The organism is Streptococcus sanguinis (assembly GCF_003943735.1).
Taxonomy (GTDB): domain Bacteria; phylum Bacillota; class Bacilli; order Lactobacillales; family Streptococcaceae; genus Streptococcus; species Streptococcus sanguinis_E.
The window spans coordinates 15,559-41,277 of the sequence record NZ_RJMV01000006.1 but is presented as its reverse complement, the minus strand read 5'-3'; the positions used below and the strand labels follow the sequence as shown (position 1 = coordinate 41,277).

The window sequence follows — 25,719 nt, the reverse complement described above, 5'->3', positions numbered from 1 at the left end:
AGAAAAATGAAACAATCAAAATCAACCCTTAAAAAAATTAAATTGATGATTCCACTGGTCTTGATGACAGCAGTACTGGGAGCATGCAGCTCAAATGCCAGCAGCTCTACAGCTTCAAGCAGCACTCAGACTGCTAATGCTACCAACACCAGTCAGACCAAGACCAATACTTCTGATTACTTTGCCTCAGAGGACTCAGACGCTTCTTATGATGAGTCTAAGGCGACAACCATCAGCCTGAGTGGCTCTAGTGCTAAGGCCTCTGGTGACGGGGCTAGTGTCTCCGGCTCGACTGTGACAATCTCAAAGGCTGGAACTTATGTCGTTTCCGGAACGAGTGAAAATGTGCAGATTGTTGTCAAAGCAGGTGATAGCGACAAGGTTCAAATTGTCCTAAATGGCGTAACCATGAGCGGGACAGACGCAGCTATTCTGGTAGAAAATGCGGGTAAAACAAGCCTGACTTTGGCTGACGGCAGCCAAAACACCATCTCAGACTCATCTAATCACAGTAATACGGATGCAGATGCAGCTATCTATAGTAACTCTGACCTGACTCTCAATGGCTCTGGAAGTCTGACAGTTGACGGCAAGTATGAAACAGCGATTAAGTCTGAGCAGACCTTGCGGGTGACAGGTGGCACTTATACGCTCAAGGCAGCTAAGAATGGTCTGTCTGCAGCTTCAGCCATTAATATCAAGGACGCTACTATCGATATCACAGCGACAGAAGATGCCATCCATGCAGACAATGATGAAGACACTTCTCTGGGGAATCTCTATATCCAATCAGGCACCATCACGATTAATGCTGGTGATGATGGTCTACACGCTAGCAATATTGCTTTGATTGATGGTGGGACGATTACAGTTTCCAAGAGTGTAGAAGCTCTGGAGGGAACGAATGTCACCATTAACGGCGGTAAGCTGGACCTTTATGCGACAGATGATGGTATCAATGCCGCTAGTGACGTAACTGGCGCTGATATCTTTATCAAGATTACCGGTGGCGATATCAAGGTCGAGGTCGGTGAAGGCGATACCGATGCTATCGATTCCAACGGCGATGTCATTATGTCAGGAGGAAACTTAGATATTACTTCTACGGTATCTGCCTTTGACTTTGATGGAACGGCTACCTACACTGGCGGCACCATCATGGTCAATGGTGAGAGCCGAACAGAAATTACAGCAGACGGACCTGGCGCTGGTGGACCCGGTGGCGGCGGTGCCCCGGGCGGCCAAGGCGGTTTTGGTGGACGATAAGAAAGCCAGCAAGATAACAATGAAATAGTGCCTAATGAAAAAGAAGAATCCTCATTCCAGCTGGAATGAGGATTTCTTGCTATTCATCAATTCTGATAGATAATTTTTCCGTATCCACGGTCACTTGAGCACCGATGGTAATGGTAAAGAGTGGCTGAGTATGAGCAAAGTCCAAGTCATAGAGGACAGGAATTGTCTTTAGAATAGGATGTTTGTCCAAGATATAGAGGAGCAGCTCCTCTGTCATCTGACATTCTTTTGGAAAGCGGCCGATGAGAAGGGCCTGCGGGTTGGGATAGGCCTGAAGCAGGGCAGCTAGATTGCGGTCAAACTCCACATAATCATCTTCCTCCGCCTCTTCAACAAAGAGGACATAGTTTTCATCTGTCGGGGCATAGGGTGTTCCACGCAGGAGTGAGAAGGTGGAGAGATTGCCGCTGATAGCAGTGGCTTGGGCTTGCCCATGGTGATAAACTTTCCACTCCGTCTCATGGAAGGTCAGTGGGGCATCAGGCAGATACCAAGCATTGTCGCCCCATTTTTCACTAGGAGTCAATTCATAAGAAGTCTGGCTGACGGCCTTGAGCCAGCTCTCGGTCTGATAGTCCTGCAGGGCATCCATTTTAAAGCTGGAGTAGGACGGTCCCATGTAGGTTTTCATGCCGGTCTTGCTATAGATAGCGTTGAGCAAGGCTGTTGTGTCTGAGTAGCCGCAGAAAATCTTAGGATTTCTAGCAATCAATTCAAAGTCCAGATAGGGCAGGAGCTCATTGCAGTTGAAACCGCCGATGGTGGCCAGAATAGCATCAACGGAGTCATCCGAAAAGGCAGCATGAATGTCTGCCACCCTGCTTTCGATGGAGGCAGAGTCTAGAATATCATTTTCCAGATAATGCTCCGAAAAAGACACGATAAAACCCAGCTTTTCCAAGCGCTCCTTGGCGGCTAGATTGGCCTCAAAGCCACCGATGTGTTCGATTGATGCCGAAGGGCTGACGACCCGAATGTGCATACCAGGTGCGAGTTTTTTCATAGGAACCTCCTTGGGATAAATTTTTATAGAATATCATAGCACAAAGGCCAAGACCTGTAAAGCAAACTTAGGTCAGTGCGGGAATTTTTATCAAAAAAAGGGAGCCGCTGAAGACTCCCTGATTGTATATATTCTTTTCTATGATTTATTCGCTGAGCTTAATGCTACCGCTTTCGACGCTGGCAGTAAGTGTAGTTGTCGGATTTTCGACTTTACGGATGGCAGAGCCGCCAAGTTCATGGCCTTTGGAGTGCTCTACACTTATACTACTAGGGATGTCAATTTCACCTAGATCCGTTTTCAGATCAAAGGATAGCTGCGACAAACTGCCAGAAACCAGATGCAGATTAATATCGCCCAGTTGGTTAGTGATAGAGATTGTACCAGCTAATTCCAACTGTTCAGAGTTCAGTGAGCCGCTTGAGATTTTCAGAGTGCTGTCGGAGATTTTGCTCGAGTTTAGATTGACCTCTCCCAGAGAGTTTGATATTTCGCCAGATGCGAACTGGCTGTTGCTCAGAGTGATGGTACCCGAAGAATCAATGATTTTTCCAGAGCTAATCTGACTGTTATTGATGGTAATCTCTCCCAGAGAGTTCTTAAATTTACCAGATGCGAATTGGCCATCATTCACAGTCAACGAGCCCTGAGATAGAGAGAAGTCAGCATTTTTGGCTGATAGATTGGACAGCGTAACATCTCCTAATGACGAACTGCCGCTGAATGTCTCAAGCTTGGTCCCCTTGGGCAGGGAAAGCTGCACAGTACGCTTCCCCTGAGATTCTTGGTCAAATAAGCTGAGTAAGGAGCGGATGCCAGTGCTTATGTGGAAGGAGAAGATGCCAGAGCTTATGTTGAAGGAGCCTGCACCATCTTCCTTGATGTTTAAGTTTCCATTTTCAGAACTTGTTGTTATTTTTCCAAGTGTGCTGCCGTCAATCTGATAGTTGCCGTCGCTTTGGTAATAGGTCAAGTGAGCCTTGTCATCAGGAGATTCGCTGATGACGAGGTTTCTAGCTGCTAAATTAATATTTAGGGAAGAAAGATCAGAGAAACTTTCTTCTTTTTTCGTTAGTTTTACCTTGCTTTTGGCAGAATTGACCAAGTCATTGACACCGCCTGTAATGGAGCCAATCGTTGTCAGGGCTCCACCAAAGAGGCAGGCTAAAATAGCTGCGGATAAAAGAGGTTTTTTCAATTTGATGTTAGCCATGACGTGCTCCTTTCTTTGCGAAAAGTTGAGCTAGTTTGACAAAGCCAGCCTTGCCAAACTGAGTAACAGGAGAAATGCCTGCGTAGAAGATGCCGGACAGTCCCAGAGCTAGAACACTGAGCCCCAGAGTGAACAGGAAGGCCGGGATCGATGTCGTCAGTCCCACTGTCAAAGTGTCCCAGATCAGGCTGATTCCAAAAATAAAGAAGGCAAAGGCACCTATAGCCATGACGAGAGCAAAGATAAAGACTAAGAGGAAGAAAACGAAAGTCAAAAGAGCTGCTACTATAAAGAGCGGAATAGCCAAGGGTGCTGCCAAAATGGATAGGATAGCAATCTGGACGATGTTCTTAGTGTTTTTTGAGGAACTGCTGTCTTGATTATCTTCCTCGACTTTTTTGTCCAAAAGATTCAACATAATCTCGTGGGCCGCTTCCTTAGGGCTGCCTAAATCAGCAATAGCGGCTGCCTCGCCCTCTGGGCCTACCTCGTCGAAGTACTCAGTGAAGTAATCCATAGTTTCTTCATAGTCCTTGCGTGGCAGTTTTTTTAGATATTTTTCTAGCTCAGCTAGATACTCGGTTCTTGTCATGACGGATGCTCCCTTCTATGATACCGCTGATGGTCATGGTATAAGTTTGCCACTCTTCTTTTAGAGTGAGTAGATGTTCGTGCCCGTAGGCAGTGAGTGAATAGTATTTTCGTTTTCGTCCTTGGTACTCCTGCGAATAAGTCGTGAGGCAGTCATTTTGCTCCAGCTTCTTCAGAATGGGGTAAAGTGTTGATTCTTTGATATTGGCAATCAGCTTGATTGTCTGGCTGATTTCATAACCGTAGGAATCGTCTTTTTCAAGGATGGCTAAGATGAGAAACTCAATCAAAGCCGATGATGTGGGGAAAGACATAGGACCACCTCCTTGTGTAAAATATTTATATATAATCTTTCTATATATAGTCTACAACCTCTTAGGAAAAAAGTCAAGCAAAATATATAAAATTTTTATATATTTTTTGAAAAAGTCTTTTAATGGCTGTTTATAAGGCACATCAAAGTACATTTCTTCCTTACAAGAACTTTACATCTTCCTTAGCTTTTGTGTTGAAAACATCTTCCATAAAATGGTAAAATGGTGTAAGTCTAACTAAAAATATAAGAGAGATCAATGAAAAAACATCAAACCCTATATAAGTTTTTGGGCCAAACCCTACTATATTTTGTTATCTTTCTGGCCTTGCTTTATTTCTTTAGCTATCTGGGTCAGGGTCAGGGCGGCTTTATCTATAATGAATTTTAATGTGAGAGAGTAGGAAACAATGTCAAATAAAGTTATACAAGATATGATTGAAGCGATTGAGCATTTTGCTCAGGTGCAGCCGGATTTTCCGGTCTATGATATTTTAGGTCAAGTTCATACTTATGGCGATTTAAAGAAGGATTCCGATTCGTTGGCGGCTCAGATTGACCGTCTGGGACTTCCTGACAAGTCTCCGGTTGTGGTCTTTGGCGGCCAGGAATACGAGATGCTGGCTACCTTTGTGGCCTTGACTAAGTCTGGTCATGCCTACATTCCTATCGACAGCCATTCAGCCTTGGAGCGCGTGGCAGCGATTGTGGAAGTTGCTGAGCCAAGCTTGATTATTGCCATCAATGATTTTCCGCTGGCAGATGTAGCTGCTCCTATTTTCAGTGCGGAGCAAGTTCAGACAGCCTTCAGAGAGGGAGCGTCCTATGAGCTTAGCCATCCGGTGCAGGGAGATGACAACTATTACATCATTTTCACATCGGGAACGACTGGCAAACCTAAGGGAGTGCAGATTTCCCACAATAATTTGCTCAGCTTTACGAATTGGATGATTACGGATAAGGAGTTTGCGACTCCGGAGCGTCCTCAAATGTTGGCTCAGCCTCCATATTCTTTTGACTTGTCAGTCATGTACTGGGCACCGACTTTGGCCTTGGGAGGGACTCTTTTTGCCCTACCTTCGGCTGTGACTCAGGATTTCAAGCAGCTGTTTGAGACGATTCTCAGTCTGCCTATTGCTATATGGACTTCGACGCCTTCCTTCGCAGATATGGCCTTGCTGTCGGATGACTTTAATAGCCAGAAGCTGCCTCAGCTGACACATTTCTACTTTGACGGCGAGGAGTTGACAGTCAAGACAGCTCAGAAGCTGCGCGATCGCTTCCCTCAAGCACGCATCATCAATGCTTACGGTCCGACTGAGGCAACAGTGGCCCTGTCTGCGGTAGCAGTGACAGATGAGATGCTGCAAAATTGCAAGCGCCTGCCGATTGGCTATACCAAGGCGGACTCTCCGACCTTTGTCATTGACGAAGAGGGACGGAAAGTGCCGAATGGTCAACAGGGAGAAATCATCGTCTGCGGCCCAGCCGTATCCAAGGGCTATCTGAATAATCCTGAGAAGACAGCGGAGGCCTTCTTTGAATTTGAAGGTCTGCCAGCTTATCATACAGGAGATGTCGGCTCAATGACAGATGAAGGCCTGCTGCTCTACGGAGGCCGGATGGACTTCCAGATCAAGTTTAATGGTTTCCGTATTGAGCTGGAGGATGTGTCTCAGAACCTGAACAAATCTAAATACGTTGAGTCTGCGGTGGCTGTGCCCCGCTACAATAAGGACCACAAGGTCCAAAATCTGCTGGCCTATGTCATTCTCAAAGACGGTGTGGCTGAGCAGTTTGAGCGAGAAATCGATATTACCAAGGCAATCAAGGAAGATCTGCAGGATATCATGATGTCCTATATGATGCCGTCCAAGTTCCTCTATCGAGAGACCCTGCCTCTGACCCCGAATGGCAAGATTGACATTAAGGGGCTGATTAGCGAGGTCAATAAGCGATGATGGATTTCTTGAAACAGCTGCCTCACTTGGAACCCTACGGCAATCCAGTTTACTTTGTCTATATCGTTCTGGCAGTTCTGCCAATCTTTGTTGGACTTTTCTTTAAGAAACGTTTCCCCCTTTATGAAGCCTTGGTCAGCTTGGTCTTTATCGTCTTGATGCTGACAGGTCCCAGTCTGGCGCAGCTTTGTGCTTTGTTAGGCTATGTCATCTGGCAGATAGTCTGGGTTTATTCATACAAGCTCTATCGCCGGTCGCGGGACAGCAAGTGGATCTTTTATCTGCATACCTTGCTGGCGGTTCTGCCGCTTGTGCTTGTCAAGGTAGAGCCCGCGATCAGCGGTCATCAGTCTCTCTTTGGCTTTTTGGGAATTTCCTATCTGACCTTTCGCTCGGTAGGGATGATGATTGAGATGCGCGATGGGGTTCTGACAGAGTTCACGCTCTGGGAGTTCTTGCGTTTCCTGCTCTTCATGCCGACCTTTTCAAGCGGTCCTATTGATCGTTTCAAGCGTTTCAATGAAGATTATTTGAACATTCCTGAGCGCGATGAGCTGCTGGATATGCTAGAGCAGTCTGTCAAGTATATCATGCTAGGCTTCCTTTATAAGTTTATCCTGGCCCATATCTTTGGACACCTGCTGCTGGGTCATGTCAAGACCTACGCTCTCTATACCGGCGGTTTCTTTAATCTAGGAACTCTGGGCGTTATGTATGTCTTTGGTCTGGATCTCTTCTTTGACTTTGCCGGTTATTCGATGTTTGCGCTAGCTATTTCCAATCTCATGGGAATCAAGAGCCCTATCAACTTTGATAAGCCCTTTCTCTCACGCGATTTGAAAGAATTTTGGAATCGCTGGCACATGAGTCTGTCCTTTTGGTTCCGTGATTTTGTCTTTATGCGGCTGGTCATGGTGCTGATGCGCAATAAGGTCTTTAAAAACCGCAACACGACCTCCAGTGTGGCCTATCTGATCAACATGCTGATAATGGGCTTCTGGCATGGTGTGACCTGGTACTATATCGCCTACGGTCTCTTTCATGGAGCTGGTCTGGTCGTCAATGATGCCTGGCTGCGCAAGAAGAAAACGCTAAACAAAGAGCGCAAGGCTAAGGGGCTTCCGCCTCTGCCAGACAATAAATGGACTCAAGCTTTGGGGATTGTGGTGACCTTTCACGCAGTCATGTTCTCATTTTTGATCTTTTCGGGATTTTTAAATGAGCTTTGGTTTAAAAAATAAAAATGAATGAGGAAGAAAAATGGATATAAAAGCAGAAGTAATTGAAATTATTGAAGAACTATTTATGGAAGATGTGTCAGACATGATGGACGAGGATTTGTTTGACGCTGGTGTCCTAGACAGTATGGGAACGGTCGAGCTGATTGTTGAGCTAGAAAACCGTTTTGATATCCGCGTGCCAGTGTCAGAGTTTGGCCGCGATGACTGGAACACAGCCAATAAAATCGTTGAAGGCGTAACGGAGCTTCGCAATGCTTAAACGACTCTGGCTGATTCTGGGGCCGGTTTTCTGCGCCATGGCCATGGTTGCCCTGCTCTTTTTCTTCTATCCGCTTGATAAAAAGCATAATATAGAAGCAGAGAAGCGCTCGGCAGTGACTTTGACAGCAGAAAACTTCAAGAGCCGCAGCAAGAAGGTGACAGCCTTGACCGATAAGAAGATGCGCTTTGTTCCCTTCTTTGGCTCTAGTGAATGGCTGCGCTTTGATAGCATGCATCCGGCGGTCCTTGCCGAGAAGTACGACCGCTCCTATCGGCCTTATTTTCTAGGCCAGCGCGGGGCAGCATCATTTAATCAGTACTTTGGCATGCAGCAGATGTCCTCTGAGCTGAAGGGACAAACGGCGGTCTATGTGGTGTCGCCCCAGTGGTTTACCAAGACCGGCTATGATGCTTCGGCCTTTCAGCAGTACTTCAACAGTGATCAGCTGACGGCTTATCTGTCTCAGCAGCAAGGAGATGCGGCGGCGCAATATGCAGCCCAGCGCCTCCTGCAGCTTTATCCAGATGTTGCTATGGCAGAGAGCGTCCAGAAGCTGTCTGAAGGTAAAAAGCTGAGCAGCTTTGAAGAGCGTCATATTGAGATGATGGCTCATCTTAATGAGCGCCAAGATGCTTTTTTCAGCAACTTTGCTGCCCTCAATAATGAAAACTATGACCAGCGAATTTTGCCTTATATGGCTGATCTGCCAGACACCTTCTCCTATCAGGCTTTGGAAGAGATTGCCACAGCAGAAGCCAAGAAGAAGACCAATAACAATCAATTCGGCATAGACAATCAATTTTACAAGACCCGTTTGGCTGGTAAGGTTGCCAAGCTCAGAGGTTTTCAGACCAAGCAATCTTATGAAAAATCTCCTGAGTACAACGACTTGCAGCTAGTTCTGGATCAGTTCGCCAAATCAAAGACCAATGTTATCTTCATCATTCCACCGGTCAATTCTAAGTGGATGGAGTATACAGGACTCAGTTCTGAAATGTACCAGCGGACGGTTGCCAAGATTCGCTACCAGCTGGAAAGTCAGGGTTTTACCAACATTGCTGATTTTTCTAAGGACGGCGACAAGCTTTACTTCATGCAGGACACTATTCACATGGGCTGGAATGGCTGGCTGGCCTTTGATAAGGCGGTTGATCCTTTTGTAGCCAATCCACAGCCGGCGCCAAACTACCAGATCAATGACCGCTTCTTTAGCAAGGAATGGTCTCAGTATACTGGCAAACCAGAAGAATTCAAATAAGGTTGGGACTTTCCAGCCTTATTTTTATAAAGGAGGAAAGATGAAAATTCGTTTGTCCCAAATAGAAGATATCCCAGCCATTATGGCGATTTATGATGTGGCCCGTCAGTTCATGAAAGACCAGGGCAATCCGACTCAGTGGGATGGAGGCTATCCTAGCGCGGGTTTGATTGAGGAAGATATTGTGGCTGGCCACTCCTTTGTTGTCGAGGAAGAAGGGCAGCTGGTCGGCACCTTTGCCTTTATCATCGGAGAAGACCCGACCTATCAGGTCATCGAAAAGGGCAGCTGGTATTTTGCAGAGCCTTACGGCACCATTCACCGCATCGCCTCGAACGGGCAAGTCAGAGGCCTATCCCGTCAGGTCTTTGATTTTTGCTGCCAGCAGATTCCCTATTTGCGAATCGATACCCATGCGGACAATCAGGCTATGCAAGCAGCAGTGCTGAACTACGGCTTTAGGAAGTGCGGTATTATTTATGTAGCTGATGGCAGTCCTCGCCTAGCTTATGACTACCATCAATAAAAAATCTGCCCTTGAGCAGATTTTTTGCCTTATAGTAAAACATACTTTTCGACAGCTTCCGCGACCCCGTGCTCATTGTTGCTTTTAGTGACGGCTTTTGCCTTGATTTTGACTGCTTCAGGGGCATTGCCCATAGCGACTCCAAGTCCAGCCAGTCGCAGCATAGGAAGATCATTGAAGTTGTCTCCGATTGTCATGATCTGCTCTAGAGGCACTTGGTAGTGCTGAGCAATTTCGTACAAGGCTTGCTCCTTGGAGACATGCTTGGCCGTGACTTCCATGTAGTTCTCCTTTGAAAGGTAGAAGGCTGTCTTGGGAAAGTCTAAGGTCTGCAGGTAGTCATGGAGTTTCTGGATGACAGGCGCTTGATCAATCAGAAGTAGCTTGTGGACGGGCATTAGAACGTCCAGCACTGGCATTAACACATTCTGAATCATCGGTCGCTCACCTGTAATCTCAGCCTCTATCTGCACCCATTTATCCAGACGATCAGCAATCCAATCCTTACCAGAATAGAGATTGATGGACACGCTAGGAAATTCAGCCTTGACAAGTTCCAGAAAAGTGCGGATTTCTTTCTTGTCCAGAGGATGCTCAATAATGGTCTCGTAAGCTTGCGGGTCTCCCTTGATGACTAGAGCGCCATTGTAGCAGGCCAACGGATTATCTCCCAGTCCCAGCTCACGCGCAATCGGCTCCATGCCTAGAGGAGAGCGAGCAGAAGCGAGGACGAAAGGGATTTTTTCTCGGTTTAGCAGGGGAATCATGTCCTTGAGTTTAGAATCTACTTGGTGCTGGTCATCCAAAATGGTGCCGTCAATGTCGCTGATAATCAGGCGAATCGCTTGTTTTGTCATGGGTCGTCCTCCTTTGTATCGAATGAACTGATTTAATAAATGATTTGAACCTTGTCTCCAAGCGATTTTTGGACTTCAGGGATGGGCTCTTGGTCCGTAATCCAGTAGTCAAAGTCGCTGACAGGCCTCAGGATGTACTTGGACTCTTTCTGCCATTTGTCTTGCTCGGCCAGCAGGATTTTAGTCTTGGCGTGCTTCAAAGCCAGTTTTTTCAGGTGAGCATCAGCCTCGTCTTCAAAGCTGACTAGACCATCAGAGACACTAGCTGCCCCTATAAAGGCAATGTCAAAGGAAATTTGCTCCAGCAGCTCTGCTTCATTGAGCGCGTAGTAGAATCGGTTTTTGGGATAGAATTTTCCGCCTAAGAGGTGAAAGTTTACTTTGTCCTGACTGCTCAGCATGATTGCATTATCCAGAGAATGAGAATAGATTGTCATAGGCTCCTTGATGCGCTGAGCCAGATGGAGAACGATGGTTGAGACATCAAAGAAAGCAATCTGCCCTGGCTTGAGAAAGTCATGAGCCTTCTGAGCAATAGCCTTTTTTTCTTGACTTAGTTGGTTGATGCGGTCGTTAAAGGAGGGGATTTGCCTGCTAGTGTCCAGCGGGATAATACCTCCGTGGGTGCGCTGCACAAGCCTACGCTCGCTCAAAATCGAAAAATCTCGCCGAATAGTATCTTTAGAAACCTGAAAATGCTCAATCATATCCTTGGCTGACAGCTGTTTTTTCTCAGCCAAGAGCTCTAAAATTTCAGCTAAGCGTTGTTCTTGGTACATGCTTGTCCCTCCTTGCTTTTCTGAATAGAGTATAACACAAGAAATAAGTTTTTACAAGTCTATTTAATGATTTATAAGTTTTAAAAAAATACATTGGAGAAAATCAAAAAACCGAGCGAAACTCGGTTTTTATGAATTATAATAATCGAAAGGCTTTTTTCAATTAAGGTGTTTGGATATTGACAGATCCATCGCTGCCGACCTTAACATCAACACCGCCGCCTTGAACATGAACGCCATCTTCATTTACGCTAACACCAGCGTTGTCAGTTTGTACATTAGCACTACCGTCTCCGTTAGTTTCAACAGAAGCATCTCCGCTTTCGTCTCCGCCATTTACATTAACGCTAGCATCTCCGCCGTTTACGTTGACTTTGGCACTACCGCTTTCTTCAGATGTGCTGCTAGAGCTTGTCTTAGCTTTAGATGAAGAAGATACGCTTGAGCTGGAACTTGAGCTTTCTTCAGTCTTCTTATCTGCAGAATTTCCGCAAGCTGCCAAAAAGAAAAGTGCAATTAGTGGTAATAAAAATAAAGAAATTTTAGATAATTTTTTCATCTTACCCCTCCTTCTAGTATAATATTAAACAAATATTTCATTTGAAGCAATGAAAAACCGGATTGATACATAAATAACATACTCTGTTAATAAAAATGTTACAAAATATATGTATGATAAATAGATAATACATAGATTTTATAAGCTTTTCTACGATTTTCCGCTTATTTAGTGTGTAATTGTTTTGTAATATAATTCTTGCCCATGAGAAGGAGAAAAATAACATTTTTGCAACATTTCTTTTCCTCTGTAAATGGAGAAATCATGCTATAATCAACCTATGTTATCAAGAGATTTTCAGAAACTAATCGAGGCAGATACGGTTGCAGCAGCGCGAGCTTTGCTAGGTATGCAGCTGATTCTAAATGGCCAGAAGTTAGGCCGGATTGTCGAAACAGAAGCCTATCTAGGAAGTCAGGACAGTGCCTGTCATTCAGCTAGAGGGCGCCGTTCCCCTAAGAATGAATCCATGTATCTGCCAGCTGGTCACTGGTATATCTATCAGATTCATGGCCATCAGATGCTGAATCTGGTGACCAAGGCTGAAAATGTGGCCGAAGCCGTACTGATTCGAGCCTTGGAGCTACCGGATGGCCGTCTTTTAGCTAATGGTCCTGGCAAGTTAACCAAGTATGCTGGGATTGATAAGCGCTTTGATGGGCAGAGTTTAGCGACCTCCAGTCTGCAATTAGCCTATGACCTGACTCCCAATCAGATTGCCAGCCGTCCGCGGATTGGCGTGACCTGCACAGATGCTTGGCGGGAGGAGCACTTGGGCTTTTATGTGGCCGGCAATCGTCATGTCTCAAAAATTCCCAAGCGAGGCCTGCTGTATGATGAAGACACCTGGAAGAAGGAGTAAAGGATGAAGAAAACAGAGATTTTTGAGCAAGTTGTAGAAATTATGCGAGAGGATTCCTCTACAAAGAAAGACATCAAGGGTGCAAATCCCGAAGAATATCGAGCGCGTATCACAGACCAGATGAGCAAAGAGGACTTTCTTTACCAGATGCATTGTTATATAGCCAGTTTTGGAATTTTGTCTCATGTTTGGTTTGGACTTAAGGAAACGCAAATGCCTGGTTTTAAACTGAGATACTACCAAGACTGCCTCTACGTCCTGCAGGCAAATAATGACACGGGGCTGAAACGTGGCGACCAGATTCTAGCCTTGGATGGGAAAGCCTTGCCTCAGGTCTATCAAGAACACAAGGATTATTTTGTCAGTTCCACACCAGAGCGACAGCACAAGGAGTGGGCTTACTTTGTGGAGCATGCCGGAGAAGTTACGGTGGTACGCAATGGCGAGGAAGAGCAACTGCATGTTCAGCCAACCGCGCACCCAAAGAAGCCGCCGCAGTTTGAATGGCGCAGCCTTTCTGAGGATGTCGTCTATCTTAAGTTAGAAGATTTTACGGATGAGGCAGCTATCACTCAGCTATATGCAGACAGTCAAGCAGCTATTGAGCAGGCCAAGTATTTAATCATTGATGTTCGAGTCAATTATGGCGGGACGGACTCGCTTTATTATCCACTTTTTAAATATACTCTCCCTCAGGGAAAGGCCTTCAGTGACTTAGATTTGCCAAACGATGATGGGATGGAGATTCTCTATACTGATAGAAATGTTGATTTGCGTCAGCAACTGATGCAAAATATCCTAGAAGATCCAAACTTGTCAGCAGAAACTCACCAGATTCTCAAAGAATTTCTAAAAGAGTTAGAAGAAAATCGGGGCAAAGGTTATGTCCTTTATGGCGATGAGGACAGTGATCAGAACATTCTGCCAGACGTCCTAGGCCTAGCACGCCCTGAAAAAGTCTTTGTGCTAGCAGATGTTACTTGTGGGTCTTCAGGTGACAATTTTGTTGATACCATGAAAAAGATGCCCAAGGTTACGGTCCTAGGGCGTCCGACTATGGGAATTTTAGATTATTCCAATTGCTGTGTGAAGGATTTTGGTGACTATGAGCTCCTGTTTCCTACTTCACGTGACACTAGGATTGATCAAGGAAAGGGCATGAATGACAAGGGAGTTGAGCCGGATATCTTGATTCCTTGGACACCAGAGCACTTAGAACGGGATGTGGACCTGGAAGAGTGCCTCAACTATTGCAAAAACGCTTAGGATTTCTAAGCGTTTTTTCGTCTATATTAGATCTTGTCAAACTTCTCAATGTAAAAGAGAGTTAGTGTCACGATGGCAGCCAAGCCAATGAGAATGAGGATGGCTGGAGTCCAGGAATGGAATAAATCAAAGCTGTATCCAAAGAGGCTAGGACCAAAGGCGGCCAGAATATAACCACCAGTCTGGGCTAAGCCAGATAGCTGAGCGGTTTGCTCAGGAGTACTGGTTTTCAGCGAGAAAGTAACCATAAGGTAAGGGAAGAGGGCGCTGACGGACATACCGATTAGCAGATTGAGAATGAGCCAGTAGATAAAGGAATCTGTCTTGACCAGCAGCATGCCCAGACCAACCATACCAGTTACAGAAAAGAGAGCAATCATCCCCAAGCGTTTTTTAGCGGATAGACGCGTTGTCAGACTAGGTATCGTCATAGCCAAAGGAAGGCTGATAATTGAAAAGATAGAGGCTAAGAATCCAGTAGCATCATCGGAAAGTCCTGCCAACTGGCCAAGAGTCGGCAGCCAAGTGATAGCCGTATAAAAGAGTAAAGACTGCAGGCCGCCGAAAACAATCAGAGCCCATACTCTAGGATTTTTTAGCAGACTCCCCATTTGCTGCTCGCGGCTTTTGCTAGTCAGTTGGTGATTGTGCCGACTGTTGGGCAGCCAGATTAAGCAACCCAGTAAGCAGATGAGGGTCAGGACGAGAATCAAGCCTTTCCAGCCAGCTAAGCGGACAATAGGCGCAGCCAAGGGAGACATGACTGAGATGGCCAGTCCCATAGAAGTGATATAAAGCGTGGTTAAAAAACCAATTTTTTCTGGCTGATTAGCCTGAATGACATTGGGCAGAAGCACATTTAAGACGGCGATGGCAGCCCCTAGCATGATTGTACCTGCATAGAGTAGAGGCAGGTTAAAGATACGAATAAAAGAGCCTAGAGTTAGCACAATCATGGCTAGGGTAAAGAGCTTTTCCAGACCGACCTTTTGAGCTAGGCGTGGGGAAAAGGCTGAGCAGAGGGCAAACATGATCAAGGGCAGGCTAGTCAGCAGTCCCAGTGAGTTGACGGGAACTTGCAGCCCCTTGGCAATATCGCCCAGAACAACGGGCAGCACTGCAAAAGGCGCCCGTAGGACAACCCCTACCATCAGAATGCCTGGAAGTAAAAATTTCGAATGTTGCTTTTTCATAAAGTTAAGTTTCCTCCTATATAAATATCAAAATAAAATCAGTCCATCAAATCCAGAAAATACTGGCTGATAACTGTTTCTGGCAATGTTTTCTTCTGCTGGAGCCACCAGCTGACCGTCTCCACAAAGGTAGAAGTCACATAATTTCTCAGAAAGGGCTCTGGCAGCTGAGATTTTTTCTGAAGGAGCTGTTCCTGAATCATCGGAAAGAGATAGTTTTCCAGCTCAATCTTTAAGCGATTGGTGAAATAGATATTTTTCGAAAGCAGTAAGGTTGCAATCTTGTCCTGATTCTTTTGGAAATGCTTGAAAATATGGGCGGTTGCTTCAAAGAGATCCTTGCCGTCGTCGCGTTCAAGAAAGGTATGCTGAAAGAGGTCTTGGCAAACCTCCTCCAGCAAGGCTTCCTTGGTATCGAAATGGGCATAAAAAGTCGACCGGCCAACGTCTGCCAGGTCGATGATTTCTTGCACTGTAATGCTTTCGTAGCTTTTTTGATGCAGCAGGCTGATAAAAGCTTGGTAAATAGCTGCGCGTGATTTCTTGACTCGTCTGTCCATAGCGTTTCGGAACAAAAGAGCAGGATTGTTCAGTAACAGACAAAGCCCCTCAATTGCTTCTTGTTTCCTTTCTGAGAATAAGGGATAATAAAGATGAGAAAAACTGAACAAGGTGTTCCGTTTTGATTACATTATACTATAAAATTTGCTAAACTGAAAGGAGGCAGCCGTGAAATCTAGTAAAAATATGACCATTGCCTTTCTGTTAAACTTTTCCTTTGCCATTCTTGAGTTTATCTTTGGCTTCATGTTCAATTCCAGCGCTGTACTAGCCGACGCTGTGCACGACACAGGAGATGCGATGGCCATCGGACTTTCCACCCTTTTTGAAAAAATTTCTAATAAAAAAGAAGACAAGAAATACACTCTGGGCTACAAGCGCTACAGCCTTTTGGGAGCCCTGCTGACCTCGGTCATCTTGCTGGTTGGCTCGACCTTGGTGATTATTGAAAATATACCCAAGGTCTTTGCGCCTGAAAAGGTTAATTATGACGGCATGCTGGTGCTGGGTATCTTTGCCATTATAGTCAATCTAGCAGCCAGCAAGGTGGTAGGCCATGGTCATGGACACAGTCATAATGAGTCTATTCTCAGTCTCCATTTCTTAGAGGACATTCTGGGCTGGGTGGCTGTTATTCTAGTCTCTATCGTGTTGCGCTTTACCGACTGGTATTTTCTTGACCCACTGCTCTCCCTGCTTATTGCGGGCTTCATTCTCAGCAAGGCTCTGCCTAAGTTTTGGGAAAACATCAAGATTTTTCTGGATCACATCCCAAGCGATATTGATCTGAGTCAGCTTTATCAGGAAATTCTGGCAGTTGAAAACGTTCAGGCTATTACCCAGCTCAATGTCTGGACCACAGACGGTTTAGAAAAATTTGCCATGATCCATATCTGTCTTGAAAATCCAGAGCTTCTGGCCGAGACCCAAGCCACCCTGCGTCAAGAACTGCAAGCTTACGGTATTACCAAAATCACTATCCAGACAGATAGTAGCTTGGAAGAGCATGAAGAGTGGTGCATAGGTGGAGAGGGCGATTTAAAACCTCATACTTAATAGTACTACTGTAAACATATCTCTGCAGTCCGATAATCGGGCTGTTTTTTGTTTTATAGTCTGATTGCCATCTTTTAAGTACTTCTAATTTTATGATTTTCTTCTTATTTAATGTGTCTTTTTCCCTGTCTGAAAATTCTAGCTTTTTTGTTTTTGTTGGATTTCAAGAAAAAATAGACAGGCCGCGCACAATGTGCATTTTTAGATAGGTTTTACATATAATAAAGTGCAAATGTATTGACAATGCTTTTTCTTTAGCATATACTATTGGGTAGGAAGAAACAGGCAAAGCTTGCTAAGCCTTGTCCTGAAGCGCCTTTCCTAAGCATATCGACTACCGATCAGAAGAGGACAGATGCTGTCACACTGTCCATCTGAAGGTTGAAAAAGAAGCAGTAAAGGGGAAATTTCCTCAAAAAAAATTGCTGTTTTTTAAACTTTGAAAGAAAAAAAGCTATTTAAAAAACGTTAGAAACGTTGATATAACAAGCTTTTATCAAAATTAAACATTTTTTTAAATGCAATCATTTTTTTCGAGGCAAACCTGTTGACAAGATGTCAATTATGTCATATACTGTGATAGGTAAATGTTTTTTAAAGCAAATAAAGCTTTTGTTCCTAGCATTTCCTACCAAAATATGCATATCGGTAAAAAGAAAAAACCATAAGACAAGAATTCTTATCTTATGGCACTGGCTGCTTGCTGATTCGGGTTAAACCAACTTCACACACACACGGTTTAACCTAAATCTCAAAGCATGAGAAATTTTGCAAGAGAACTTGCTTTGTATAGTATTTAAGAACGCAAGAACAAATGTTTTTGGCATCTGCTTTTTTGCGCCCCTTTTGACAAAACTAAAACGTCCCTTGTCAATCCTAGGATTGGTTTAAGGACTGTTTACTAGGTTTATCAAATAGAGATACTGCTCAAAGCATCTAACTTAAAACATTAAGTTTGGTTCTATTGGTAAATTTTCCATGTACTAGCCTAACTTAAAAAGCTTAAAGAAACCTTAAAGGAAACTTTAAGCGAGGGAGATTTTTTAAGAAAGCTGTTATCTAATAACGCATAGAAAGAATTGAAGGATTTTTACAAAAAAATCACAGACAGGAGAAACAAATGGCACTAATCGCTATATTGGTTCAATTCAATCTGATAACGGCAGCTCAAAAAGAAGAAATTCTTCAAGATATGCCACAATCAAACATGCAGTTAGAGAGATATCTAATCAGCAAGGGCTATGTGACAGAAGAAGATATGCTGAAAGTCATGAGTTACTATTATCGTGTACCTCATGTCAATCTATCACAGTTTGTGATAGAAAAGGAAGCTGTCGAGAAGGTTTCAGAGAAAGTTGCTAAACGTCATGGATTGATTCCGATCTCTTTCACAGATGGGGAAGAGGGAGAAGAACCCAAGTTAGTAGTTGCGATGGCAGACCCAAGCAACTATATCGCCCTAGACGACGTTAAAATCGTTTCTAAGATGGCGGTAGAACCTTATGTAACTTTTCGGGATGATATTGAGAAGTATATTGATCAATACTATTCTAAAGGAGAAGAAGCCCAACAGGCAGCGACCGAAATCGAAGGTTTTAATGTGGACGAGGAGATTGTCGAAGAAGATCTCGAAATCAAAAACGCTCCGGTTGTACGTTTGATTGACTCGATTATTAGTCAGGCAATCAAGACGCGGACCAGCGATATCCATATTGAGCCCTTTGAAAAAGTTGTTCGTGTTCGTTTCCGGGTTGACGGGACCTTGGTGGAAAACATGCAGTTGAAAGCCAATGCTCACTCAGCCATTGCGACACGGATTAAGATCATGAGTGGTCTGGACATTGCCGAGCGGCGGATTCCTCAGGATGGACGGATTGAAACAACCATCGACGGCAAAGAAGTCGATATGCGGGTTTCAGTCTTGCCTACTGTATTCGGTGAAAAAATCGTTATTCGGATTTTGAGCCGGAATGCAACCCTCCTCAGTAAAGAGGAGCTGGGATTCTCACCAACCAATCAGAAGCTCTTTGAAGATATTCTTAAGGCGCCAGAAGGCATTATCTTGCTGACTGGTCCTACGGGAAGCGGAAAGACAACCACTCTTTACACAGCGCTCCGTGAGCTCAATGATGTAGGAAAAAATATCATCACCGTTGAAGATCCGGTTGAGTACCGATTGGAAGGGGTCAACCAAGTTCAGGTAAATAATAAAGCTGGACTGACCTTCGCGAGTGGTTTGAGAAGTATCCTGCGTCAGGACCCGGACATCGTTCTCTTGGGGGAAATTCGGGACGAAGAGACAGCTAGTATCGCGGTTCGGGCCGCTATCACTGGTCACGTCGTTCTCTCGACTATCCACACCAATGACACAGCTAGTACAGTCAACCGTTTGGTCGATATGGGCATCAAGCCTTATCTGGTCTCAACGGCGACTGTCGGTATTATCGCACAGCGCTTGATTAAGCGCATCTGTCCTAAGTGTAAGACTGAATACACTGTAGAAACAAATGAACATGCAGGTATCGGTATTCACAAGGGAGACACCTTGTATCGCGGACGCGGCTGCAACTACTGCAGCGGTACGGGATACTATGGACGTATCGCTATCCACGAAATCATGGCAGTGACACGGGAGATTAAGTCACTAATTAATGATGGTGGAACAACGTCACAGCTTCGAGCAGAAGCTAAGAAAAATGGTATGCGAGACTTGGCGGAGGAGGCCATTGATATCGCAAAACAGGGGACTACAACGATTGAAGAAGCAATGAAGATTGCCTTTAGTCTAGAAGGGGAAGTTTAGGATGAATTTGGATGAGTTAATTAAGCAGGCGATTGAAGCGGGTGCATCAGATATCCACTTCACGGTTGGCGCTGAGCCAACCATGCGTCTGCACGGGAGGTTAACACAACTCAACAATACAATTTTGACCAACGAAGACACGGTTCGCTTCACCAAGCATATTTTAAATGAGAAGCAGATTGCTCATCTTTTAGAAGTCGGTGAAGTGGACTGTGCCTACGAGGTCGATAATGGCTATCGCTTGCGGGTCAATATCTTTAAGCAGAAAAACAACTGCGGGATTGCCTTGCGGGTCATTCCCAAGGATATTCCATCTATGGAATCTCTGGGATTGCCACCAGTTATCAAAAAGCTAGCTGAGAAACGTCGGGGTCTGATATTGGTTACCGGACCAACAGGAAGCGGAAAGTCAACGACCCTGGCAACCATGATCAACTACATGAACAGCTTGCGGGACGAGCACATCATCACGATTGAAGATCCGATCGAGTACATGCACACGCATAATAAGTGCTTGGTCAACCAGCGTGAGCTGGGAGCGGATACACAGAGCTTCGGCAATGCTCTTCGCGGTGCACTCCGTCAGGACCCGGATGTCATCCTAGTCGGCGAGATGCGGGATAAGGAAACGATTGAAATCGCCCTGCGTGCGGCGGAAACAGGTCACTTAGTCCTGTCAACCCTCCACACGGTCGGTGCCGTAAACACCATGGACCGGATTATCGACGTATTTCCAGCCGAGCAGCAAGAGCAGATCCGTGTACAGCTTTCCGCCGTTATGGAAGGAGTTGTATCGCAGCAGCTTATGCGTACAGCGACCGGCAAGGGGCGTGTAGCTGCCTTTGAAATCATGCTGGGGACACCCGCTATTCGCAACCTCATTCGCGAAGGGAAGACCCACCAGCTGCTGACGCCAATCCAAACAGGGGCTCAGCTAGGCATGATTACCATGGATACTTCGCTCATGGGACTCTACCGTCGCAATGTCATCGACCAAAGAACGCTGCTGTCCTACTCAGTGGATCGCGCTCAAGTTGAAAAATCCCTAGGAATAGTGGGGTACTAGAGCATGACAGTATATGTTTGTAAATACTTAGACACTCGCCAAGGGGTCGTCACACTAGAGGTGGACGCTCCTAACCGGACAGACGCCGTCAATCGGATCCGTCTCAAAGGGAAGCCAATCAGTGTCGAAGAAAAGGTCATGGGTTCTAAGGAGATTGTCCTTTTCCAAAGCAAGAAGATCAAGCTCAAGGACATATCGCTCTTCTGTAAGCAGATGTCAGTTATGCTGGAGTCAGGGATTCCCCTCAATAATGCAGTGGATATCCTAGAACAACAGGCTACTTCAAAGAACCTCAAATCTAGCCTTAAAATCGTCAGCAAGAGCCTAAAAGAAGGTAGTCAGCTGTCCAAGGCTATGCTGGATCAGGAAGGGATGTTTCCCGATCTCCTGATCCGTATGGTGCAGGCTGGTGAAAAGACTGGTAAGCTGGACGAGGTGCTGGAAAAGATGTCTGAGCACTATAACAAAGAGCTCAAGACCAGCCGCCAGATTCGTGGAGCTATGATCTATCCTGCAGTCCTGGCCTTTCTGGCTGTGGCGGCAGTCCTGGCCTTGCTCTATGTCGTTATCCCAAGCTTCTCAGGAATCTTTGAGCAGAGTGGGATGGCCATGCCGCTACCAACGCGTATCGTACTAGCAGCTAGTAACTTTGTCCGCTCTTCATGGTACATCCTCTTCGGTGTGATAGGGATTCTGGTCTTCCTCTTCTTACGCTATCGCAGTACAGAGGCAGGCCGCTACCAACTGGATCGGCTCAAGCTTAATCTGCCGGTCATCAAGGGGCCAATGCAGAAGATTGTCACTGCTCGCTTTGCCAGCACCTTGGCTATCTTGACCAGTGCAGGTATCCCTTTGGTCGAGGCTATTGAGTCTGCTGCTGCAACGACCAACAACGCTGTCGTCATTGAAAAGATGAAGATCGCTAATGAAGGTCTGCAAAAAGGGGAACGTCTGACAGGGATGATTACCTCAACCGGTCTCTTCCCGCCTATGATGCTCTCCATGGTCAAAATCGGTGAGGAGTCTGGGTCTCTGGAGTCCATGCTGGTCAAGACATCAGATTATTATGAAGAAGAGCTTGAAACAGCTATCAAGCAGTTGCTCTCACTCTTGGAGCCAGCCATGATCATCGTCATGGGGGTTATCATCGGAGGTATCGTTGCCTCTGTCATGCTGCCAATGTTTGAGCTTGCTCACGCTGTGGATGCAGGATCTGGAGCCGACCAGTAGGAAGGTGTTTCAGAAAAGTTTAGGAGGTAGCAGGGCAACTGCTCTGCACAAAAAGTTAGGAAATCGTTCTGCTGCTGGGAGTTTGTAGGGTCTCCCAGCTAGGAACAAAACAAATGCCCCTGTGGGCAAAAATAGTAAAAATTGTGAAAAAATAGGAGATCTATTCAAAATGTTAAACAAATTGCAAAAGTTCCGTCAGGACTTGAAGAAAAAAGGTAAAGGTTTTACCTTGGTTGAGTTAATCGTGGTAATTATCATTATCGCTATCATTGCAGCTGTAGCTATCCCAGCTATCACTTCCTTCCAAGATAACGCACGCCGTTCACGTATCCAATCAGAACACCGTGAGCTGGTATCAGCTATCCAGTCTTATATCGGAGCGCAAGATGATCCATCTAATCCAGGTGAGATTACACTTGAAAAACTAGCACCATACATTTCTAAAAATGCTAAAGGCGATTCAACTAAAATCGTAGATGCTCTAGCTAAGAATGGTACTGCAACTGCTCATACAATTGACTCAACAAACCATATTTTGACTTCTACCTTTAAGCCATCAGGCGCTAAAGATGCTTCAAAAGATAAAGTATGGAAGTATGACTGGTCAGCTAATGGTGTAAATGCCAACTAAAGAAGTAATCTCTAGTTAAGCTGTTTCAAAAAGTGGTAATACTTATCAAATCATCTAAGAAAAGATGAATTAAAACCCTACATTTGAGAGATATTAAAAAGGCTGCTCAGCAGCCCTTGTGAAAAAGAATTAGGAGAAGTTAGTGCTCAACAAATTGCAAGAATTTCGTCGTAATTTGAAGAAAAAAAGCAAAGGTTTTACCTTGGTTGAGTTGATTGTGGTTATCATCATTATCGCGATTATCACAGCTGTAGCGGTTCCTGCCCTTACTTCTTTCCAAGATAACGCGCGTCGTTCACGTATTCAATCGGAACACCGTGAGTTGGCAACTGCTATTCAGTCTTATATCGGATCACAGGATGACCCGGAAACTGTAAAGTCAATTACAATGGAGCAATTGGCACCATACATTTCTAAAAATTCCAAGGGAGATTCGGCTAAGATTATGGATGCCCTTGCTAAGAATGATACGGAGCCAGCTCATAAAATTGATGGAACAACTTTGGTTTCGACCTTCCATCCCTCAGGAGTGGGAACTGATAAAACCAAGGACAAAACTTGGCTTTACGATTGGAGATATAGTGGTTCAAATACAAACTAGCCCAATTAAATTTAAAACTAAGCTGATATTCAGCGAAAAATAAAGATAAAAAGAAAATAGGAGAATATTTAAATGTTAAACAAATTGCAAAAATTCCGTCAGGATTTGAAGAAAAAAGGTAAAGGTTTCACCTTGGTTGAGTTGATCGTGGTAATCATCATTATCGCTATCATCGCAGCTGTAGCGATTCCAGCTATTACTTCCTTCCAAGACAATGCACGTCGTTCGCGTATTCAATCAGAACACCGTGAGCTGGTATCAGCTATCCAATCTTATATCGGCGCGCAAGATGATCCAACTAATCCAGGTGAAATCACTCTTGAAAAACTAGCACCATACATTTCTAAAAATGCTAAAGGCGACTCAACTAAGATTGTAGATGCTCTGGCTAAGAATGACAAAAACACAGCTCATACAATTGACTCAACAAACCATGTTTTGACATCTACTTTTATCCCATCTGGCAAACAAGCAGGTGATAAAAATCAAAAACAATGGAAGTATGACTGGTCAGCTAACGGTGTTAACACTTCAGCGACAGCAAACAACAATGCTGGTGGCGCTACTCCATAATCATCAAATCATCTAAACATAGAGATTTCTCTACTCCGACTGCTTTAGCAGTCGGATATTACCAAAGTAGTTGTCAGACTGTGACAACTATTTTGGCAATATCAAAAGTAGAAATATTAGGAGAAGACTAAAATGAAAGGAAAAAAAAGACAGGGGTCTACGTTGCCCATGGTTATTGTGACCATTGTGATTCTGGTCGCTATGATTGGTATTTTAGCATCTATCGTAGATACTGGGCAAACCCAAACTCAGCGCATGTTTAGCTACCTAAAAGCTAAGTACACAGCGACTTCTGGCACGCAGTTGGCTTGGGGTGCCTATTTGGATCCTGTTGACGGCAATCCGTCATCGGTTTATGAAGAGTTTTACGAGCGGGCTCATAGCACGGATCCTTCAAGCGTGCCGATTAAGTCAACCCATACTTTTAAGGATGGCGGTGTAGCAGAGATCGAGATGAATGGTCAGCTTGTAGATGGTCTGACAGGTCCGGAAAATTATAATATCACGATTAAATCGAAGTCAAAATTAGCTGGGTCCAATGACTATTATGAGCATATTGTAACATTCAACTTTGACACAAAAGGAATTCGCTCAGAAGAAGGCCATGTAAGATCGGCACAAAAGTAAAAAAATAGGTAGGAATGATGAAACAAATACAAAAAGGTTTTACCCTGGTCGAGATGATTATGGCTATCATGTTGATGAGCATGATAGCACTCATTATCGGCGTTATATTTAACACCATGTTTTCCAGCCGAGAATTGATCGAGCGTGAAGCCAGTATCCAGGCGGAAATGCGAACCTCCATGCAGTACGTGGACCGAACTGTTGGTAAGGCAACCTCAATCTTTATCTTGGATGATTCCAAGTTCAAAGGTTCCAAGCAAGGACTAACCAGAGAATGGAGCTATATCGGCCTATCTGCGGATGGCAAGAAGGTCATGAACTATGTATGGAATAAGAAAAAACAGGACTGGGATGTCAGCGAGCTGGGAACCAAATCTCTCTACAATATGAAGTTGGACTTGGAGTTTAAGACAGAGGGCGCCTATCAGGACAACCGCTTGATTAGCTATAATCTGACAGGGAAATATCCAGATACCAATAACAAGTTAGGCATTGATACAGCTATATCAGCACTCAATACTAAGCAGGTCTTTTCCAAGGTTGCTAAAGGCAAGAAAGGGATTGCTATTGCTTATCGAACTGACCCTATTCAAGGGCAGATGAATATTGCCGTTTCTTTTGTTTTTGATATTTCTGGTTCTATGCTAGGAGCATTAAACGGAGCTAATCCAACAGCAAAAAATCCTAGTAGAATGCAGATTTTACGTGAGAAAGCTGCCATAATGATAGATGAACTTCAAAGTGTTGGGAATGTAAGTGTTAATTTAACAACTTTTTCGACCACGGGAAGTTATAAACAAAAAAATTTTTCTCAGCTAGACAAGGAGTCTAAAACCATAAAAGACAACATCGATTCCTTGCAATCAGATAGAGGCGCAACTAATCCTGGTGATGGCCTTCGCTACGGGATGGTCAGCCTCCAGCAACAACATGCTCAGCTTAAGTATGTGGTACTATTAACAGATGGTGTTCCCAATACTTATTTGGTCAACGAACAAGGACAGGCTGGAGGTTATCAGTTTCAGGGACCGAGGGCACAACATTTTAATAAGCTTATTTTTGAACTTTCGCCAAATGTTCCAACAAATTATAATTTTAGCCGTATTGGATATGATCTTAATTCGAATGTTTCTGAGGTTCGAGATGCATCGATAAACTATGCTGGAGAAGTATCTAAAAAATTTGGCCTTGGTGTTAAGCGGGTCAATGTGATTGGTTTTTCAGGTTTGAATCATGAGATCGCTTATGGCCAAAATTTGACAGATAAAATCCGCGAAGGTGGTGTGGAGGCTAAATATGTATCAGCCACGAAAGAAGAAGAGTTGCAAAAGACCTTCTCTGACATTAAAAAGCAGATTCAGCAGGATTTGTGGTTTGTATCAGGGCCATAG

27 protein-coding genes are annotated in these 25,719 nt (G+C 44.6%); 18 read left to right on the top strand and 9 right to left on the bottom strand.

Features of this window, described 5'->3' with window-relative positions:
* Window positions 1-6 precede the first annotated feature (6 nt).
* Complete coding sequence (locus D8877_RS07795; RefSeq protein WP_185760198.1) at window positions 7-1,266, top strand: carbohydrate-binding domain-containing protein; 1,260 nt, start codon at window positions 7-9, stop codon at window positions 1,264-1,266.
* A gap of 79 nt (window positions 1,267-1,345) precedes the next feature.
* Here the strand turns inward: D8877_RS07795 and D8877_RS07790 are convergent, their stop codons facing one another.
* From D8877_RS07790 to D8877_RS07775, 4 genes are all read right to left on the bottom strand, one after another.
* Window positions 1,346-2,299 (bottom strand): S66 family peptidase, encoded by a 954-nt coding sequence (locus tag D8877_RS07790; protein ID WP_125352966.1) that lies wholly within the window; start codon window positions 2,297-2,299, stop codon window positions 1,346-1,348.
* Between the two features lie 145 nt (window positions 2,300-2,444).
* Window positions 2,445-3,512: a DUF4097 family beta strand repeat-containing protein gene (locus D8877_RS07785; protein WP_125352963.1), complete on the bottom strand. Its 1,068-nt coding sequence runs from the start codon at window positions 3,510-3,512 to the stop codon at window positions 2,445-2,447.
* Window positions 3,505-4,104, bottom strand: coding sequence for a DUF1700 domain-containing protein (locus tag D8877_RS07780; protein ID WP_002910970.1), 600 nt, complete (start codon window positions 4,102-4,104; stop codon window positions 3,505-3,507). Before D8877_RS07780 ends, D8877_RS07785 begins: the two co-directional genes overlap by 8 nt.
* The gene (locus D8877_RS07775; protein WP_002899377.1) at window positions 4,079-4,417 is read right to left on the bottom strand and encodes a PadR family transcriptional regulator; all 339 of its coding nucleotides are present in this window, start codon (window positions 4,415-4,417) and stop codon (window positions 4,079-4,081) included. Before D8877_RS07775 ends, D8877_RS07780 begins: the two co-directional genes overlap by 26 nt.
* Window positions 4,418-4,675: 258 nt before the next feature.
* On the opposite strand from D8877_RS07775, the gene D8877_RS07770 reads away from it, so the two are divergent.
* From D8877_RS07770 to D8877_RS07745, 6 genes are read left to right on the top strand one after another with little or no spacing between them, the layout of a single operon-like run.
* Window positions 4,676-4,807, top strand: a complete 132-nt coding sequence (locus D8877_RS07770) for a teichoic acid D-Ala incorporation-associated protein DltX (protein ID WP_002894209.1) — start codon at window positions 4,676-4,678, stop codon at window positions 4,805-4,807.
* A 19-nt stretch (window positions 4,808-4,826) separates the two neighbouring features.
* Window positions 4,827-6,377: a D-alanine--poly(phosphoribitol) ligase subunit DltA gene (dltA, locus tag D8877_RS07765; RefSeq protein WP_002910971.1), complete on the top strand. Its 1,551-nt coding sequence runs from the start codon at window positions 4,827-4,829 to the stop codon at window positions 6,375-6,377.
* Window positions 6,374-7,618: a D-alanyl-lipoteichoic acid biosynthesis protein DltB gene (gene dltB / locus D8877_RS07760; RefSeq protein WP_002899375.1), complete on the top strand. Its 1,245-nt coding sequence runs from the start codon at window positions 6,374-6,376 to the stop codon at window positions 7,616-7,618. Before dltA ends, dltB begins: the two co-directional genes overlap by 4 nt.
* A 19-nt stretch (window positions 7,619-7,637) precedes the next feature.
* Window positions 7,638-7,877, top strand: a complete 240-nt coding sequence (gene dltC, locus D8877_RS07755) for a D-alanine--poly(phosphoribitol) ligase subunit DltC (protein WP_002894204.1) — start codon at window positions 7,638-7,640, stop codon at window positions 7,875-7,877.
* Window positions 7,870-9,138, top strand: coding sequence for a D-alanyl-lipoteichoic acid biosynthesis protein DltD (dltD, locus tag D8877_RS07750; RefSeq protein ID WP_125341477.1), 1,269 nt, complete (start codon window positions 7,870-7,872; stop codon window positions 9,136-9,138). The genes dltC and dltD overlap by 8 nt, the downstream gene beginning before the upstream one ends.
* A 40-nt stretch (window positions 9,139-9,178) precedes the next feature.
* Entirely contained in the window at window positions 9,179-9,664 is a 486-nt protein-coding gene (locus D8877_RS07745; RefSeq protein WP_125341478.1) for a GNAT family N-acetyltransferase, read from the top strand.
* A 29-nt stretch (window positions 9,665-9,693) separates the two neighbouring features.
* On the opposite strand, the gene D8877_RS07740 is transcribed toward D8877_RS07745, so the two are convergent.
* The 3 genes from D8877_RS07740 to D8877_RS07730 form a co-directional block, all read right to left on the bottom strand.
* On the bottom strand, window positions 9,694-10,521 hold the full coding sequence (locus D8877_RS07740; protein ID WP_125341479.1) for a Cof-type HAD-IIB family hydrolase: 828 nt from the start codon (window positions 10,519-10,521) through the stop codon (window positions 9,694-9,696).
* Between the two features lie 32 nt (window positions 10,522-10,553).
* Window positions 10,554-11,300, bottom strand: coding sequence for a DeoR/GlpR family DNA-binding transcription regulator (locus tag D8877_RS07735; RefSeq protein ID WP_125341480.1), 747 nt, complete (start codon window positions 11,298-11,300; stop codon window positions 10,554-10,556).
* Window positions 11,301-11,463: 163 nt separating this feature from the next.
* Window positions 11,464-11,859 (bottom strand): hypothetical protein, encoded by a 396-nt coding sequence (locus tag D8877_RS07730; protein ID WP_002917987.1) that lies wholly within the window; start codon window positions 11,857-11,859, stop codon window positions 11,464-11,466.
* A gap of 280 nt (window positions 11,860-12,139) precedes the next feature.
* Here D8877_RS07730 and D8877_RS07725 point away from each other — a divergent pair, with 280 nt between their 5' ends.
* Together D8877_RS07725 and D8877_RS07720 are read left to right on the top strand one after the other, a co-directional pair.
* Window positions 12,140-12,721 (top strand): DNA-3-methyladenine glycosylase, encoded by a 582-nt coding sequence (locus D8877_RS07725; RefSeq protein ID WP_185760197.1) that lies wholly within the window; start codon window positions 12,140-12,142, stop codon window positions 12,719-12,721.
* 3 nt (window positions 12,722-12,724) lie between these two features.
* On the top strand, window positions 12,725-13,987 hold the full coding sequence (locus D8877_RS07720) for a S41 family peptidase (RefSeq protein ID WP_125341482.1): 1,263 nt from the start codon (window positions 12,725-12,727) through the stop codon (window positions 13,985-13,987).
* A 26-nt stretch (window positions 13,988-14,013) separates the two neighbouring features.
* On the opposite strand, the gene D8877_RS07715 is transcribed toward D8877_RS07720, so the two are convergent.
* Window positions 14,014-15,180: a CynX/NimT family MFS transporter gene (locus D8877_RS07715; RefSeq protein WP_125341483.1), complete on the bottom strand. Its 1,167-nt coding sequence runs from the start codon at window positions 15,178-15,180 to the stop codon at window positions 14,014-14,016.
* 38 nt (window positions 15,181-15,218) lie between these two features.
* The gene (locus tag D8877_RS07710) at window positions 15,219-15,740 is read right to left on the bottom strand and encodes a TetR/AcrR family transcriptional regulator (protein WP_002910979.1); all 522 of its coding nucleotides are present in this window, start codon (window positions 15,738-15,740) and stop codon (window positions 15,219-15,221) included.
* Between the two features lie 169 nt (window positions 15,741-15,909).
* Here D8877_RS07710 and D8877_RS07705 point away from each other — a divergent pair, with 169 nt between their 5' ends.
* The 9 genes from D8877_RS07705 to D8877_RS07665 all read left to right on the top strand — a co-directional run bounded on the left by D8877_RS07705 (window position 15,910) and on the right by D8877_RS07665 (window position 25,719).
* Complete coding sequence (locus tag D8877_RS07705; protein ID WP_125352961.1) at window positions 15,910-16,797, top strand: cation diffusion facilitator family transporter; 888 nt, start codon at window positions 15,910-15,912, stop codon at window positions 16,795-16,797.
* 1,120 nt (window positions 16,798-17,917) lie between these two features.
* Window positions 17,918-19,600, top strand: coding sequence for a GspE/PulE family protein (locus D8877_RS07700; protein ID WP_002899360.1), 1,683 nt, complete (start codon window positions 17,918-17,920; stop codon window positions 19,598-19,600).
* Window position 19,601: 1 nt separating this feature from the next.
* Window positions 19,602-20,666, top strand: coding sequence for a type IV pilus twitching motility protein PilT (locus D8877_RS07695; RefSeq protein ID WP_002899359.1), 1,065 nt, complete (start codon window positions 19,602-19,604; stop codon window positions 20,664-20,666).
* Window positions 20,667-20,669: 3 nt separating this feature from the next.
* Window positions 20,670-21,896 (top strand): type II secretion system F family protein, encoded by a 1,227-nt coding sequence (locus tag D8877_RS07690; protein WP_004190372.1) that lies wholly within the window; start codon window positions 20,670-20,672, stop codon window positions 21,894-21,896.
* Window positions 21,897-22,017: 121 nt separating this feature from the next.
* On the top strand, window positions 22,018-22,527 hold the full coding sequence (locus tag D8877_RS07685) for a prepilin-type N-terminal cleavage/methylation domain-containing protein (RefSeq protein WP_111676827.1): 510 nt from the start codon (window positions 22,018-22,020) through the stop codon (window positions 22,525-22,527).
* A gap of 142 nt (window positions 22,528-22,669) precedes the next feature.
* Entirely contained in the window at window positions 22,670-23,128 is a 459-nt protein-coding gene (locus D8877_RS07680; protein WP_049542294.1) for a type II secretion system protein, read from the top strand.
* A gap of 72 nt (window positions 23,129-23,200) precedes the next feature.
* Window positions 23,201-23,701, top strand: a complete 501-nt coding sequence (locus D8877_RS07675) for a prepilin-type N-terminal cleavage/methylation domain-containing protein (protein ID WP_049542296.1) — start codon at window positions 23,201-23,203, stop codon at window positions 23,699-23,701.
* A gap of 132 nt (window positions 23,702-23,833) precedes the next feature.
* The gene (locus D8877_RS07670) at window positions 23,834-24,328 is read left to right on the top strand and encodes a hypothetical protein (protein WP_125341486.1); all 495 of its coding nucleotides are present in this window, start codon (window positions 23,834-23,836) and stop codon (window positions 24,326-24,328) included.
* 14 nt (window positions 24,329-24,342) lie between these two features.
* Entirely contained in the window at window positions 24,343-25,719 is a 1,377-nt protein-coding gene (locus D8877_RS07665) for a VWA domain-containing protein (protein ID WP_125341487.1), read from the top strand.